Raw genomic sequence first — 15,158 nt, 5'->3', positions numbered from 1 at the left:
TAAATTCCTGCCATGAGCAGACACGTCGTCGCCGTCGCCGTGACGGAGGGCGCGCCGGTCTTCGAGCTCGCGGTGCCGTGCGAGGTGTTCGGGATCGACCGCAGCGATCTGGTCGATCCGTGGTACGAGCTGAAGCTCTGCGCCGCGCGGCCCGGGCCGGTGCGGCTGGCCAGCGGGCTGCAGGTGGCCGCGCCGCACTCCCTCGACGAGCTGGTCGCCGCGGACACCGTGATCATGGCCGCGTGCTCGCGGGAGGTTCAGCTGGCGCCGCCCCGCGCACTGGCCGACGCGGCCCGGGTCGCGTACGAGAAGGGCCGCCGGGTCGTCGCGCTGTGCGCGGGCTCTTACATCCTCGCCGCCGCCGGGTTGCTGGAGGGCCGCCGCGCGACGCTGCACTGGATGAACGGCGCGGACGTCGCCGGGCGTTTCCCGGGCGTCGAGTTCGACACCCGCGCGCTGTACACCGACGACGGCGACATCCTCACCTCTGCCGGGACCGGCGCGACCATCGACCTGTGCCTGCACATCGTGCGGTCCGATCACGGAGCGGCCGTCGCCAACGAGGTCGCCCGGCGGATGGTGGTGCCCCCGCACCGCGAGGGCGGGCAGGCGCAGTACGCGACCTTGCACTCGCGGCCGCGGCCGGCGCGGACCGAGAGCCTGGCGCCGGTGCTCGAATGGGCGCGGGACCGGCTCCACGAACCGCTCACCGTCTCGCGGCTGGCCCGCCGCGCACACTTGAGCGAACGCACCTTCGCCCGCCGCTTCCATGACCACCTCGGCACTACGCCGTTGCAGTGGCTGCTGCAGGAACGGGTCCGGCTGGCCCAGGAGCTGCTGGAAACCACCGAGGAGACGGTCGAGGGGATCGCGGCGCGGACCGGCTTCGGCTCCGGCGCCAACCTGCGGCACCACTTCCGCCGGGCCACCAGCGTCTCGCCGCACAGCTACCGGCAGGCCTTCCGCCGCCGGGATCCGGCCGTGAGACCCGGCGAACGAGGGAACGAAACAGCGAATGCGCAGATTCAGCGGTAGGTTCGACCCGAGTGCCGAGGACGCCCCGCGGGCCCCCGGCGACACCCTTATGCGAAGCACGGCGGTCTGCGGCCGCGCCGAGTGTCTCGCGGCGGACGGAAGGGCGTAGGCGGTGGCGGACGCGAGGAGCGCGCACGCGCCGAGAGCGGACGGGCTGCCCGCGGATTTGGCGGCTGCCGTAGCGCTCGGCGGCGAGATGGGCGCGCAGTTCGCGGGCTTCGACTGGTCCGCCCACCCGCTCGGCCCGCCGGCGGCCTGGCCGCCGGAATGGCGCTCGGCCGTGGCCGTCGCGTTGACCTCGCGCTTCCCGATCGTGCTGTGGTTGGGGCCGCAGCTGCACCTGGTCTACAACGACTCTTACATCCCGCTGCTCGACCGCAAGCACCCTGACGCACTGGGCGCGCCGGGGCGCGAGGTGTGGGCGGAGATCTGGGATCCGATCGGCCCGATGCTGGCCGGAGTGATGGCCACCGGCAGGGCGACCTGGTCCGACGATCTGATGCTCGCCCTGGTGACAGACGGCGTCCCGCGCGAGCGTTACTTCACTTTCACCTACAGCCCGATCATCGCGCAGGAGGGCACGGTCAGCGGCATCTTCTGCGCCGTCACGGAAACCACTCAACGCGTCCTCGGTGAGCGGCGGCTGCGGTTGCTGACCAGCGTGGCCGCGGAGCTCTTCCACACGCGGACCGTGACCCAGGCCGTGGACGCCGTCGTGCGCGTGTGCGACGGTACGCACCCTGATCTGCCGTTCATCGCGGTGTACATGGGCGGCGACGACAAACAGGCGACGCTCGCCGGGGCGAGCGCCTCGGTACACGACCGGCTGCCGCAGTCGCTCGACGCCTGGCTGCCCGAAGACGCCGTGCTCGATGCCGGGCAGCCGCTGATACTCGACGTGCGCGACCGGCTGGAGTCGTCGGCCGCGGAGCTCGGAAACCGGGGTGCGCATCAGGCGCTGCTGCTGCCGATGGCGGTCGCGCAGACGGGCGCGGGCTACGGCGCCCTGCTGGTCGGCCTCAATCCCGACCGGCCGCTCGACGCCCAGTACCGGGGCTTCTGCCGGCTGCTCGCGGACCAGATCTCGGCGGCGTTCTCCAGCGCGGGCTCCTTCGAGCTCGAGCGGCAGCGCGCTGACGCGCTCGCCCAGCTGGACCACGCCAAGACGGTGTTCCTGACGAACGTCAGCCACGAGTTCCGCACCCCGCTCACCCTGCTGCTCGGCCCGCTGGAGGACGCGATCCGCGCCGAGCGCGACCCCAGCCAGCGCGAACGGCTGGAAACCGCGCGGCGCAACGCGGCCCGGCTGCTGCGCCTGGTCAACTCGCTGCTGGAGTTCGCGCGCGCCGAGGCCGGGCGGGCCGACCCGAAGCCGGTGCGCACCGATCTGGGAGCGCTCACCAAGCAGATCGCCGCCAGCTTCGCCGAGCTGTGCCAGCGCGCCGGGATCGAGCTCGCGCTCGACTGCGCGCCGGCGCCGGCCGACGTCGACCCGCAGATGTGGGAGACGATCGTGCTCAATCTGCTGTCGAACGCGGTCAAGTTCACCTTCAGCGGCTCGATCACCGTGCGCGTGGCCTGCCCGGACGACGAGACGGTCGAAGTCACCGTCACGGATACCGGGACCGGCATCCCGGCCGAGGACCTGGAGCACTTGTTCGAGCGCTTCTACCAGGCCCGCAACTCGCGCGCCCGCAGCATGGAGGGCAGCGGCATCGGGCTGTCGCTGGTGCGCAGCCTGGTCGACCTGCACGGCGGCAGCATCAGTCTCGACAGCGTCGTGGGGCGCGGTACCAGCGTGCGGGTCCGGCTGCCGTCGGCCCAGCGGCTTCCCGAGCCCGCGGCGCAGCAACCGGTGCCCGGCCCCGAGCCCGAATCCAAGTCCCAGTCCCAATCCACGTCCGAGGCGCCCGAACGAAGCGACGCGCTGGCGGCGGTCCGCGCACTCTCGCCCGGCGGGACGGCCTATCTGGCCGAGGCGATGCAGTGGCTCGAGTCGGCAGCGCAACTCGCCGAGCCGGCGGAACTCGCGAGGGCGGACTCGACGGCGCCTGCGCACGACCGGGAGGAGCGACGGCCGCTCGTCCTGATCGTCGATGACAACGCGGACATGCGCCGCCACCTGGAGCGCGTCTGTTCGGCGCGCTGGGATGTGGCGTTGGCCGGTGACGGCGAGAGCGCGCTGCGCGCGATGCGCAAGCGGCGTCCGGACGTCGTGGTCACGGACGTGATGATGCCGACGCTGGACGGGCTCGGCCTGGTGGCCGCGATCCGCGCGGACCCGCAGTTGGCGACGCTGCCAGTGGTGATGCTCTCCGCGCGCGCGGGCGTCGAAGCGGCGGGTGCCGGCCTGGCCGCGGGCGCCGACGACTATCTGCCCAAGCCGTTCAGTTCCGCCGACCTGCTGAACCGGATCGCCGCACGCCTGGACGCGGACGCCCGCGAGCGCGATCGCCGGACGCGCGAGCAGGCGGAAGCCCGCCGCGCCACGGCGCTGGCCGAGTTCGCCGCCGCCCTGAGCGCGGCCGCCTCAGTCACCCAGGTGGTCGAGGCGCTGCGCGCGAGCCCGGCGGGACTCGACGCGTCGGTCGCCGCGCTGGGCGTGCTCGAGCCGGACACCGGCGCGATCACGATCACGTACGACGGCGAGATGCCGGCCGAGCTGCAGGAGCGCTACCGGGTCATCTCCGCGGACTCGCCGATCCCGCTGGCCATGGTGATCAGATCCGCCCAGCCGATGATCATCCCGGACACGCGCGAACTCGGCACGCTGTTCACCGACGTGGTGCACGACATCGAGCCGGTGGCCCGCGCCGCGCTGATCTATCCGCTGCGCGACCGGGTCGGCTCGGTGATCGCCGCGCTGTCCCTGGCCTGGTCCCGGCCGCGGGTTTTCGCCCCGCGGGAGGTGGAGCTCTTCGAGCAGGCGGTGCTCGGGGCGGGACAGGCGCTGGAACGCATTCACGTCGCGGAGCGGGAGCACCGCATCGCCATGGGATTCCAGGAGCACCAGCTCGAACTGGACCGCCGCGCGCGGGCGGGGGTGCTCGGGGCGGTCTACCAGCCGGCCGCGGAGATGATGCGCGTGGGCGGCGACTGGTACCTGGCGGCGCCGCTGTTCGAGGAGCACCGGCTCGCGGTCTCCGTCGGTGACGCGGTCGGCCACGGGCTGCCCGCGGCGACGGTGATGAGCCGATTGCGCAGCGCCGCGGCCGCCGCGACGCTCACCGAGCCCGCGCCCGGATTCGTGCTCGACCTGCTGGAGCGGTACGCGGCAACCGTGCCGGGAGCGGAGTGCACGACGGTGGCCTACGCCGTGCTCGACACCGAGGCGGGCGTGCTCGAATACGCCTGCGCCGGTCATCCGTACCCGCTGCTGGTGACGCAGTCCGGCGCCGCCCACTACCTCAAAGACGGCCGCCGGCCGCCGCTCACGGTCGGCCGGGAGGACGACTCGAGGCCGCCGGGACGCGAGCCGCTGCCGCCCGGCTCGCTGCTGCTGCTCTACACCGACGGGTTGATCGAACGCCCCGGCGAAAGCCTCGACGAGGGCTTCGACCGGCTGCTGACGGCCGCCGCGCGGCTGAGCCACCAGCCGGTCGACGCGGTGTGCACGCGCCTGCTCGAGGCGATGGTCCCGCCCGGCGGCTACCGCGACGACGTCGCACTGCTCGCGCTGCGCCCGGTCGGAGTGACACCGACCAGCTTCGTGGCCGCACAGCCCGCCGACCCCGAGGCGGTACCGGAACTACGCGCCCGGCTGCGTACATGGCTCGACGATCTGGACCTGCCGGGAACGCTCGGCCATGACGTGTTGCTGACGGTGTGTGAGGCGGTGACCAACGCCATTGAGCACGGCACCCGCTCGGATCCTCAGCAGTGCGTCTCGGTCGAGGTCTTCGCCGATCCGGAGTCGGTCAGCGCATCCGTGAGTGATTCGGGGCAGTGGGCCGCCGACGCCCCGGGCGACCGCCGGACGACGGGCGGAGCGGGGCTGACATTGATCTACGGCCTGAGCGACAGCGTGGAGATCGCGCGCGGCGCCAGGGGCACCCGTGTGACGATGCATCATCGCCGGGGCCCGGCGCCGGCGACCCGGCCGACCACGGGAGCACGCCGATGACGTCTGCAAACTTCACGCTGAAGACGACCACAGACGAGCGCGGCCCGGTGACCGTGGCCGTGACCGGAGAGGTAGACGCCACCAACGCGGCGAAGTTCACCGCCGCCATCGAAGAGATCGCCGCCGGACAGGCCGCGGTGCTCGATCTGAGCGACCTGCTCTACTCGGACAGCGCCGGGTTCGCCGCGTTGCACAAGATCTTGGCGCGTCACACGATGGCCATCGCGCTCTCCCCGCACAGCCCGCTACGCAGAGCCGCCGCGCTGATGGACCTGCCGAGCCACGGCACCGTAGAAGAAGCGGTGTCAGCCCTCTCACAGGGCAGCCGCGGCGGGCGCGGGCGCGGCTAGTGCCTCACCGATCGGTCGCCCGCGGACCCGCTGAGGAACTCGCCGGGCCGGTCGGACGCTGCGGGGGCACCATCTCGCCGGCCCGCTCAAGCGACACGACGACCGTCTTTCCGCCAGGGTGCGTCGTGGTTTCGACCCGGCCCGCCAGACCGTTCAACACGTGCAGCCCGACTCCGCCGCCGCCGAGCAGGTCGGCGGGGCGCGGGGCCGGCGTCGTGGGATCGGTGTCGCTGACCGCGATCGTCAGCAGGCGCCCGTCGTCGCCCAGCTCCAGCTCGAACGGGCCTGGAGCGTGGCGCACCGCGTTCGTGACCAGTTCGCTGACCGCCAGCAGCGCGTCACGTACCAGCGCGGGACCCAGCGGTGGCGTGCGCGCGGCGAAGTACTCGCGGGCCAGCTCGCGCGCCTGGGTGATGCTGGCCACGGACCCGTCGAGCGAGTGCCGCGCATGCGCCGGATCGCCACTCATCGCACCTTCACCCCGTCCACGCTTCGGCTCCCCTCAGGCCGCGGTCCTGCCCGACCGGTCCGCTGCGGACCTGGTGCCCGCTACACACGGCCTCGCCCCCGTGACCGTTCAATCGGCCGCCGACGACTCCGGCATCGAGCATTCGTACGGTGATCATCCGGTCTTCATTCGGCCAGCGCCGCCTCGGTGTCGGCGAAGACCTCGAGCACGCCGAGCGCGCCGGCCAGCTCGATGACCCGGATGAGCGGTTCGGACGGCGCGGCCAGCCGGAACACCGCGCCCTGCGCCCGCGCGTCGCGGTTCGCCTGCAGGATCGCCAGCAGCCCGGCCGAGTCGCAGAAGGTGACCTCGGTGGCCTCCAGCACCACGGTGCCGCGCGCCACCAGCGGCAGCAGCACCGCGCGCAGCCGGTTGATCGAGGTGAAGTCCAGTTCCCCGGCGGCCTGCACGAGCGTGGTGCCGTCGCGCGCGCCACGCTGGACTCGCACGTCCAAGGGACGGGCCTCGGCCATTGCCGCCTTCCTCCTGCCCGAGCAGGCCTGCACTCGCGGTCCATCGTAGCCAGCGAAGCCGTCCGGCGTGATCGCGACGGCGATCTCTTCTACCCCGGCCGACCGGGCCCGGTCCTAGGCTTCGAGTGCCAACGATCGCAGCGAGGAGTCCCGAGCCGTGAATGCCGAGCAGCGGTATCTGAATCTCAACGTCTACCTGCGCAACTCCGGATATCACGAGTCCGCGTGGCGAGTCTCGTCCCTCGACCCCGCGGTGGTCCTCGACCCGAGCCACTACGTGAAGCTCGCCCGCACGGCGGAGCGCGGCGTGCTGGACTCGATCTTCCTGCCGGACAGCCCGGGGGTGGCCGAGTTCCGCTCCGAGTACCTGCCCGGCGCCGGGCTCGACCCGGTGCAGCTGCTCTCCGCGGTCGCGACCGCCACCGAGCAGGTCGGGCTGATCGCGACCGTCTCGACGACCTACAGCTTCCCCTGGGACGTCGCGCGCCGGCTGGCCAGCCTGGACTTCCTGAGCCACGGCCGGGCCGGATGGAACATCGTGACCACGGTCGAGCCCGCCGCGGCCGCGAACTTCGGCGACCAGCCGCACCCGCCGGCCGCGGACCGCTACCAGCGCGCCGACGAGTTCGTGGAAGTGGTGCTCAAGCTCTGGGACGCCTGGGAGGACGACGCGGCGCCGATGTCGAAGCGCAGCGGCATGTGGGCGGACCCGGCGAAGCTGCATCCTCCGCGCCACCACGGCGAGCGCTTCCAGGTCGCCGGGTACCTGCCGTTCCCGCGCTCGCCGCAGGGGCATCCGTTCCTGACCCAGGCGGGCTCCTCCCCCGCCGGGGTAGCGCTGGCCGCCAAGTACGCCGACGCGGTGTTCACCCCGCAAAGCGACCCGGACAGCTCGCGCGCCTTCCGGGAGCTGCTGCGCGAGCAGGCGGCGTCCGCCGGGCGCGACCCGGACCACATCAGGGTACTGCCGGGCCTGTCCTTCCTGCTCGGCAGCACCGACGCCGAGGCGCAGGCACTGAAGCAGCAGCTTGAGGCCGCCGCGAGCAGCGAGTTTCGCTGGCGCAATCTGGCGAACCTCGCCGGGCTCGACTACCGCGCCATCGAACCGGACGAGCCGTTCCCGGTCAGCCTGCTGGACTCCGCGCCGAAAACCAGCTTCGGCGCCTCGATCTACCGGATGGCGGCGGAGCGCCCGCAGACCTTCCGCGAGGTGGCGCAGCGGCTTTCCGCGCTGCCCGGCGGCCTCGACTTCACCGGGACCCCGGAGGCGATGGCCGACCTGATCACGCGGTGGTGGCAGGCCGGCGCTTCGGACGGGTTCACGCTGATGCCGAACGTGCTGCCCGATCAGCTCGAGCTCTTCGTCGACCACGTGGTGCCGATCCTGCGACGCCGCGGCCTCGCGCGCACCGAGTACGCCGGCCGCACCCTGCGCGACCACTTCGGCCTGCCGCGGCCGGCCGTGCGGCTCGACTCCGGCAGCTAGCGAATCGGCCTGGTCGCGAATCGGGTTCGATTCTATGCTTGCGGCTCGTGTCTTCCGACAAGATCAAGCGCGGCGGCGCTGCTGAGACGGCGCGGTCGACGAACCCCGTGATCGCGGGGTTCTTCCCGGATCCGAGCGTGTGCCGGGTGGGGGACGACTACTACCTGGCGTGCTCCAGCTTCGAGTACTTCCCGGGGGTCCCGATATTCCACAGCCGGGACCTGGCGCACTGGCGGCAGATCGGCAACGTGCTGGACCGCGAGAGCCAACTGGTCTTGCCGGAGAGCACGACCTCGTCCGGCGGGATCTACGCCCCGACGCTGCGCTACCGCGATGGACGGTTCCATCTCATCGTCACGAACGTCAGCGGCGGCGGCAATCTGCTGGTGACCGCGACCGACCCGGCGGGTGCGTGGTCCGAGCCGACCATGCTGCCGGGGGTCCCGGGCATCGATCCCGATCTGGCCTGGGACGAGGAGGGCACCTGCTGGTGCACGGTGGCCGGGATCGGTCAGGTGCGCCTGGACCCGGAGAGCGGGAAGACCGAGGGCGAGGCGCAGCGGATCTGGTCCGGAACGCCCGGGGCGAAGGCTCCGGAGGCCCCGCACCTGTACCGGATCGGCGACTGGTGGTACCTGATGATCGCCGAAGGCGGCACCGAGCGCGGGCACGGGGTGTCGATCGCGCGCGGCCCGGCACCGGACGGTCCGTTCGAGGCCTGCCCGGCGAATCCGATCCTCAGCCACCGCAGTACCGACCATCCGGTCCAGAACACGGGCCACGCGGATCTGGTGCAGGGCCCGGACGGGTCGTGGTGGATGGTGCTGCTCGGGGCGCGTCCGGGCGGGGGGACGCCGGGTTGGCACGGACTCGGGCGCGAGACCTTCCTCGCCCCGGTCAGCTGGGTGGACGGCTGGCCGGTGGTCGGCGAACTGTCGACGCAGCTGCCGGACCTGCCCTGGCCGCTGCATCCGTTCCCGGCTGAGCCGACGCGTGATGACTTCGACGACCTCGAGCTGCATCCGCGATGGGTGTCGCTGCGGCGCCGGCCGGCCGAACTGTGCACGACGGCGGAGCGAGCGGGCTGGCTGACGCTTCGGGAGAGCGGCGGGTCGCTGGACGACTTGAACGTGACGTTCGTCGGCCGCCGCCAGCAGCACTTCTCCTGCGAAGCGCGTGCCCTGATCGACCCCGCCGAGGGGCGCGGCGGTCTGGCGGTGCGCCTCGACGAACAGCATCACTACGAGATCGAGGCCGGCAACGGCAGCGTGCAGGTGGTGGCCCGCATCGGCCCGCTGCGCACCGTGGTGGCGCAGCGGGCCGTGCCCGCGGGCCCGGTGATCCTCGGCGTTCAGGTGCACCAGACGGACGCGGTGCGCGACTCGCGCACCGGTCCGGACACCGTGTCGCTGGGCGTGGTGGAACCCGACGGCACGCTGACGGTGCTCGCCGCGCTCGACGGCAAGTACCTGACGACCGAGGTCGCCGGCGGCTTCACCGGCCGGGTCATCGGCGTGTACGCCGCGACCGGAACCGTCCGCTTCGACTGGTTCGACTACGAACCGATCGGCGGCTGACCCTCGGACCGAATCAGCCTTCGACCTCCGGGCGGCCGGGTTCGGCCCACTTGGTGTGGAACGTGCCCTCGCGGTCGACGCGCTGGTAGGTGTGCGCGCCGAAGAAGTCGCGCTGGCTCTGGATCAGCGCGGCAGGCAGCCGCTCCGCGCGCAGCGTGTCGTAGTACGCGAGCGCGGCGGTGAAGGCCGGGGCCGGGATGCCGCGGCGCGCGGCGGAGGCGACCACCTCGCGCCAGGGCACCTGGGCGCCGGCGATCTCCTCGGCGAAGTGCTCCTCTGCCAGCAGGCTGACCAGGCCGGGGTTGGCGGCGTGCGCGGCGCGGATGCGGTCGAGGAACGCGGCGCGGATGATGCAGCCTCCGCGCCAGATCTTGGCCACCGCGCCCAGGTCGATATCCCAGCCGTACTCGGCCGCGGCGTCGCGGATCATCGTCCAGCCCTGGTCATAGGCGATGATCTTCGAGGCGTACAGCGCCTGCTCGACCTGGTTGGTGAAGCGGTCGGTCTCGTGCGCGCGCAGCGGTTGATCCGTGCCGCCGGGCAGCGGGCGGTAGGCGGCACGCAGCTCGGCGCGGGAGGAGGCGACGCGGGCGAAGGTGGCCTGCGCGATGCCGGTGACCGGGCTGCCGAGGTCCAGCGCGGTCTGCACGGTCCAGCGGCCGGTGCCCTTCTGCTCGGCGGCGTCCTTGACGATGTCGACGAACGGCCGGTCGGTGGCCGGGTCGGTGTGCGCCAGGACCTCGGCGGTGATCTCGATCAGGTAGGAATCCAGGCGTCCCTTGTTCCAGGCGCGGAAGACCTCGGCGATCTCGGCCGGGCTGTAGCCGGTGACCTCGCGCAGCAGGTGGTAGGCCTCGGCGATCAGCTGCATGTCGGCGTATTCGATGCCGTTGTGCACCATCTTGACGAAGTGCCCGGCGCCGTCCGCGCCGATGTGCGTGGCGCACGGTTCGCCGTCCACCTTCGCGCTGATCTCCTCCAGCATCGGGCCGAGCACGGCGTAGGACTCGCGCGAGCCGCCGGGCATGATCGAGGGGCCGTTGAGGGCGCCCTCCTCGCCCCCGGACACCCCGGTGCCCACGAAGTGGATCCCGCGCTCGCGCAGCGCGGCCTCGCGGCGGCGGGTGTCGGCGAAGTGCGCGTTCCCGCCGTCGATGATCATGTCGCCCTCGTCGAGCAGCGGGGCGAACTCGTCGATCACGGCGTCGGTCGGCTCGCCGGCCTTCACCATGATCATCAGCCGCCGCGGCCGCTCCAGCGCCGCGACGAAGTCCTCGGCGGACTCGGCCGGCACGAAGGTGCCCTCGTGACCGAACTCCTCGACGAGTGCGCGGGTGCGTGACGGCGTGCGGTTGTGCACCGCGACCGTGTAGCCATGACGGGCGAAATTGCGAGCCAGATTCCGGCCCATCACCGCCAAGCCGGTGATGCCGATCTGCGCGGTTGCCTCCATGGTGCGCCTCCTTCGTCTGTGCCGGTCGACCGGGAATACGGCTGGAGCGCCGGGCCGGTTCGACGTCACCTACCCGCTCGGGCGCGCGCGGCACACGGGCTTTAGCCCGGCCCGATCGTGCGGCTCGACTGACCGGGACGACTCGCGTCGATGGCCTGACCGGCACGACGTCCGCTACCTGTCACGATGTCACCACCGCACCGAAGCTGTGGGTGCGGTCGGTGCATTGGTGGCAGGGCACGAAGGAGGCGGCGGCGCGGTGAGCCTGGCCGGGTTGGCGCTGGTGCTTGCCCTCGGGCTGGCCGGACCGCTGCTGGCCACCCCGAAGCGGGCCGGGATCCCGGTCGCGGTCGGCGAGATCTCGGCCGGGGTGCTGGCCGGGCGCACCGGGCTGCGGTGGATCGACCCGGGCGAGCCGGTGCTCGCCTTCCTCGCCTCCGCGGGCTTCGGCCTGATCATGCTGGTGGCCGGCAGCCACGTGCCGCTGCGCGACCCGGCGCTGCGTCTGGCCCTGCGCCGCGGCGTGCTGCTCGCCCTGCTCACCGGCGCGCTCGCGGTCGCCGTGGGCTACGGAGTCGCAGCGCTCTTCGACACCGGGCACGCGCTGCTGTACGCGGTGCTGTTCGCGTCCAGCTCGGCGGCGCTGATCATGCCGGTGATCGACGAGGCGAAACTCGACGCGCCCCCGGTGCTCGCCACGATCGTGCACGTCGCCGTCGCCGACACCGCCTGCATCGTGCTGCTGCCGCTCGCCGAGCAGCCGGAGCGCGCCGGGAAGGCGGCGCTCGGCGTGCTGGCCGTACTCGGCGCCGGCGTGCTCCTCCTTCTGGTCACGCGCGAGGCCGCGCATCGCGGGCTGCTGACCCGGATGCGCAAGCTCAGCCGCCGCAGGCATTTCGGACTCGAGCTGCGCGTCCAGCTGATCACCGTCTTCGCGCTGGCCGGGCTGGCGCAGCGGCTCGGCGTATCGGTCATGCTGGCCGGGTTCGCGGCCGGGCTCACGCTCGCGGCGCGCGGAGAGCCGCACCGGCTGGCCCGGCAGCTGTTCGCGGTCACCGACGGGTTCCTCGGCCCGGTGTTCTTCGTGTGGCTCGGCGCTTCTCTCGACCTGCGCGCGCTCGCCTCCCACCCGCGGATGATCGCGCTGGCCGGGGCTCTCGCCCTGGGAACGCTCGCCGCGCACGGCGCCGCGGCGCTCGCGCGCCAACCGGTTGCGCTGGCCGTCCTGGCCGCCGCCCAGCTCGGCGTGCCCGTGGCGGCGGTCACCATCGGTTCACGCGCGGGCCTGCTGCGGCCCGGGGAGGACGGCGCGATCCTGGCCGCCGCGCTGATCACGGTGGCCACGACCGGGTGGGCCGGAGCGCGGGCCCGCGGTGATGCGGGCCTGGTCGCGAAACCAGAAGCCGAAGAGCTCGCGGCCGACTGAAACACATCCGATGTGTCGGCGTAGATGACCGCAGATGACTGCCGTTTATGCTCTGAAGCTCCTTCCTTCCGCTTGACAGGTCCGACCTATGGTGTAAACCTCGCTCACTAGCTCAGGGTCGAGCGAGGGTGAGGTGGCCGATGGGTAGCCGGTTGCGGGGAGCGTTCGCGGCAGCGGTGGCGGCGCTTGGCTTGATCGCCGGGCTGGGAGCCGCTCCGGCGCTGGCTACAGAGAAGGCGGCCACAGGGACCGCGGCCTGGGACGCGAGCAACTGCTCCGGAGCACCGTGGCTCGACCGGCATAAAAGCCCTGACGAGCGCGCGAGCCTGTTGCTCGGGCAGCTCACCCTCGATGACAAGATGCTGCTGCTGCACGCGATCTCGGACAGCACGCACGCCCGGCAGGTCGGGCCGATTCCGCGGCTGTGCGTGCCCGCGCTGCTGCTGACCAACGGCTCGGCCGGCGTCAGTTCCGGCGGCGTCGTGCAGTACCCGGCGACCGCGTTGCCCGCGCCGATCGGCGCCGCAGCCGCCTGGGACCCGTCCATCGCCGCGCGATACGGCGCCGTGGAGGGCCGCGAAACGCTGGACCAGGGCCGCAATCTGCTCGAAGGCCCCGACGTGAACATCGCCCGAGTGCCCCTCAACGGCCGCACCTTCGAGGCCTACGGCGAGGACCCGTACCTGGCCGGGCAGACCGCGGTCGGCGACATCCGCGGCATCCAGGCACAGGGCGCCATCGCCGAGGTCAAGCACTTCGCGGCGAACAACCAGGAGACCAACCGCAGCACGATCGACGAGCGGATCGATCCGCGCACCCTGCACGAGATCTACCTGCCGGCTTTCCAGGACGCGGTCAGGCAGGGCCATGCCGGCTCGGTGATGTGCGCCAAGAACCAGGTCAACGACCAGTACGCGTGCGAGAACGGCGGGTTGTTGCAGCAGACGCTGCGTCAGGACTGGGGCTTTCAGGGCTTTGTGACTTCCGACTTCAACTCCTGCCACGACACGCTCGACTGCGTCGGCGCCGGGATGAACATCGAACTGCCCTCGGCGACGTACTACGGCGACGCGCTCAAAGCGGACGTCGAATCCGGGCAGGTCTCGATGGCGGCAGTCGACGGCCTCGTATACCCGGTGCTGCGGACCATGTTCCAGTTCGGGCTCTTCGATCGGCCCGCGACCACCGAACCGATCAACGCGGCCGCCGACGGCCGGGTGGCCCGCGACGCCGCCGAGGCGGGGACGGTGCTGCTCAAGAACGCCGGCGGAGTGCTACCGCTCAGCTCGCGCAGCGTGCACTCGGTCGCGGTGATCGGTCCGGGCGCCGGCACAGCCGTCACCGGCGGCGCAGGCAGCCCGGATGTCGCGCCGCTGTACACCGTCAGCCCCCTGACCGGAATCGAGAGGCGCGCCGGGGGCTCGGTGAAGATCCACTACGCCGAGGGCATGCCGCCGGTCAACCTCGGGCCGCAGCCCGCGGTCCCGTCGAGCGCGCTGGCTCCCGCCGACGGTGCCGCCGTCAGTGGCCTGACAGCGCAGTACTTCCCCACGTCGAACCTCACCGGCACGCCGGCGGCCACGCGCGACGAGCCGTGGATCGACACCGACTATCACGCGGTCGCACCGGTCCCCGGTCTGCCGGCCAACGGCTGGTCGGTGCGCTGGACGGGCACCATCACCGCCCCGGTGACCGGCGCGTACACCTTCAACCTCACCAGCCACGGCAGCGCCGCGCTGTATCTGGATGGTGCCGAGGTGGCTTCCGGCAAGGGCTCCTTCCCCTCCTCGACCGCCACGGCGACGGTGGACCTGGTGGCCGGACAGCCGCACTCGATCCGGGTCGACTATCAGGGCACGAGCACCATCGAGCTGGGCTGGACCGCGCCGGACGGCGCGCAGGATCCGCAGATCGCGCAGGCGGTGGCGGCGGCCAAGTCCTCGGACGTGGCCGTGGTGTTCGTCGGCGAGAAGGAGAGCGAGGGCGTCGACCGCACCGGCCTGGGACTGCCCGGCTATCAGGATCAGCTCGTCGGGGCGGTCGCCGCCGCGAACCCTCGCACGGTCGTGGTGCTCAACACCGGCGGCCCGGTGCTGATGCCGTGGCTCGGCCGGGTCGCCGGCGTGCTCGAGGCCTGGTATCCGGGCGAGGAGGACGGGAACGCGATCGCGGCGGTGCTGTTCGGTGACTCGGCCCCGAGCGGACGCCTGCCGATCACCTTCCCGCGCAGCCTCGCCGACACTCCGGCCAACACTCCGGCGCAATATCCGGGCGTCGGCGGCGTCGCTACGTACTCCGAAGGCGTGTTCGTCGGCTACCGGCACTACGACGAAGCCGGAATCGATCCGCTGTTCCCGTTCGGATACGGGCTGTCCTATACGACGTTCAAACTCAGCAGGCTGAGAGTCGAGGACGGCGGCCGGTCGGTCGGCGTCGACGTGACGAACACCGGTCGGCGGGCCGGTTCGGAAGTGGTCCAGCTCTACATCGGGCATCCGCTGGACTCCGCGGTGCCCGAGCCGCCGAATCAGCTTGAAGGCTTCGCGAAGGTGCAGCTCGCGCCGGGACAGACGAAGCACGTGACGCTCAAGCTCACCCCGCAGTCCTTCGCCTACTGGAACACCGCCGCGAACACCTGGACCGTGCAGCCAGGCACCTACACGGTCCGCGTCGGTACCTCCTCGCGTGACCTCCCGCTCGCCGCGCACATCAAGATCGGTGGCTGAT

At 72.0% G+C, this 15,158-nt stretch carries 10 protein-coding genes; 7 read left to right on the top strand and 3 right to left on the bottom strand.

The features are described from left to right. Window positions 1-12: 12 nt before the first annotated feature. The 3 genes from VFA06_RS02585 (at window position 13) to VFA06_RS02575 (ending at window position 5,508) form a co-directional block, all read left to right on the top strand. Window positions 13-1,035, top strand: a complete 1,023-nt coding sequence (locus tag VFA06_RS02585; protein ID WP_324838726.1) for a GlxA family transcriptional regulator — start codon at window positions 13-15, stop codon at window positions 1,033-1,035. Window positions 1,036-1,147: 112 nt separating this feature from the next. After that, window positions 1,148-5,158, top strand: coding sequence for a SpoIIE family protein phosphatase (locus VFA06_RS02580; protein ID WP_324838725.1), 4,011 nt, complete (start codon window positions 1,148-1,150; stop codon window positions 5,156-5,158). Further along, window positions 5,155-5,508, top strand: coding sequence for an STAS domain-containing protein (locus VFA06_RS02575; protein ID WP_324838724.1), 354 nt, complete (start codon window positions 5,155-5,157; stop codon window positions 5,506-5,508). The genes VFA06_RS02580 and VFA06_RS02575 overlap by 4 nt, the downstream gene beginning before the upstream one ends. A gap of 4 nt (window positions 5,509-5,512) precedes the next feature. Here VFA06_RS02575 and VFA06_RS02570 read toward each other — a convergent pair whose 3' ends face one another. Then, on the bottom strand, window positions 5,513-5,977 hold the full coding sequence (locus tag VFA06_RS02570; RefSeq protein WP_324838723.1) for an ATP-binding protein: 465 nt from the start codon (window positions 5,975-5,977) through the stop codon (window positions 5,513-5,515). Between the two features lie 164 nt (window positions 5,978-6,141). Next, window positions 6,142-6,489, bottom strand: a complete 348-nt coding sequence (locus tag VFA06_RS02565) for an STAS domain-containing protein (RefSeq protein WP_324838722.1) — start codon at window positions 6,487-6,489, stop codon at window positions 6,142-6,144. A 157-nt stretch (window positions 6,490-6,646) separates the two neighbouring features. Between VFA06_RS02565 and VFA06_RS02560 the strand changes: the two genes are divergently transcribed. Beyond that, a complete protein-coding gene (locus VFA06_RS02560) occupies window positions 6,647-7,975 on the top strand; it encodes an NtaA/DmoA family FMN-dependent monooxygenase (protein ID WP_324838721.1) in 1,329 nt (442 codons plus the stop codon). A 47-nt stretch (window positions 7,976-8,022) separates the two neighbouring features. Beyond that, window positions 8,023-9,552: a glycoside hydrolase family 43 protein gene (locus tag VFA06_RS02555; protein ID WP_324838720.1), complete on the top strand. Its 1,530-nt coding sequence runs from the start codon at window positions 8,023-8,025 to the stop codon at window positions 9,550-9,552. A 13-nt stretch (window positions 9,553-9,565) separates the two neighbouring features. Here VFA06_RS02555 and gndA read toward each other — a convergent pair whose 3' ends face one another. Beyond that, window positions 9,566-11,005: an NADP-dependent phosphogluconate dehydrogenase gene (gndA, locus tag VFA06_RS02550; RefSeq protein WP_324838719.1), complete on the bottom strand. Its 1,440-nt coding sequence runs from the start codon at window positions 11,003-11,005 to the stop codon at window positions 9,566-9,568. Between the two features lie 259 nt (window positions 11,006-11,264). Between gndA and VFA06_RS02545 the strand changes: the two genes are divergently transcribed. Further along, on the top strand, window positions 11,265-12,431 hold the full coding sequence (locus VFA06_RS02545; protein ID WP_324838718.1) for a cation:proton antiporter: 1,167 nt from the start codon (window positions 11,265-11,267) through the stop codon (window positions 12,429-12,431). Between the two features lie 140 nt (window positions 12,432-12,571). Continuing rightward, entirely contained in the window at window positions 12,572-15,157 is a 2,586-nt protein-coding gene (locus tag VFA06_RS02540; protein ID WP_324838717.1) for a beta-glucosidase, read from the top strand. Window position 15,158: the final 1 nt, after the last annotated feature.

Source organism: Actinocrinis sp., from assembly GCF_035653575.1.
Taxonomy (GTDB): domain Bacteria; phylum Actinomycetota; class Actinomycetes; order Streptomycetales; family Catenulisporaceae; genus Actinocrinis.
Note: the sequence above shows the minus strand (reverse complement) of the source record. Positions and strands in the feature narration are given on the sequence as shown.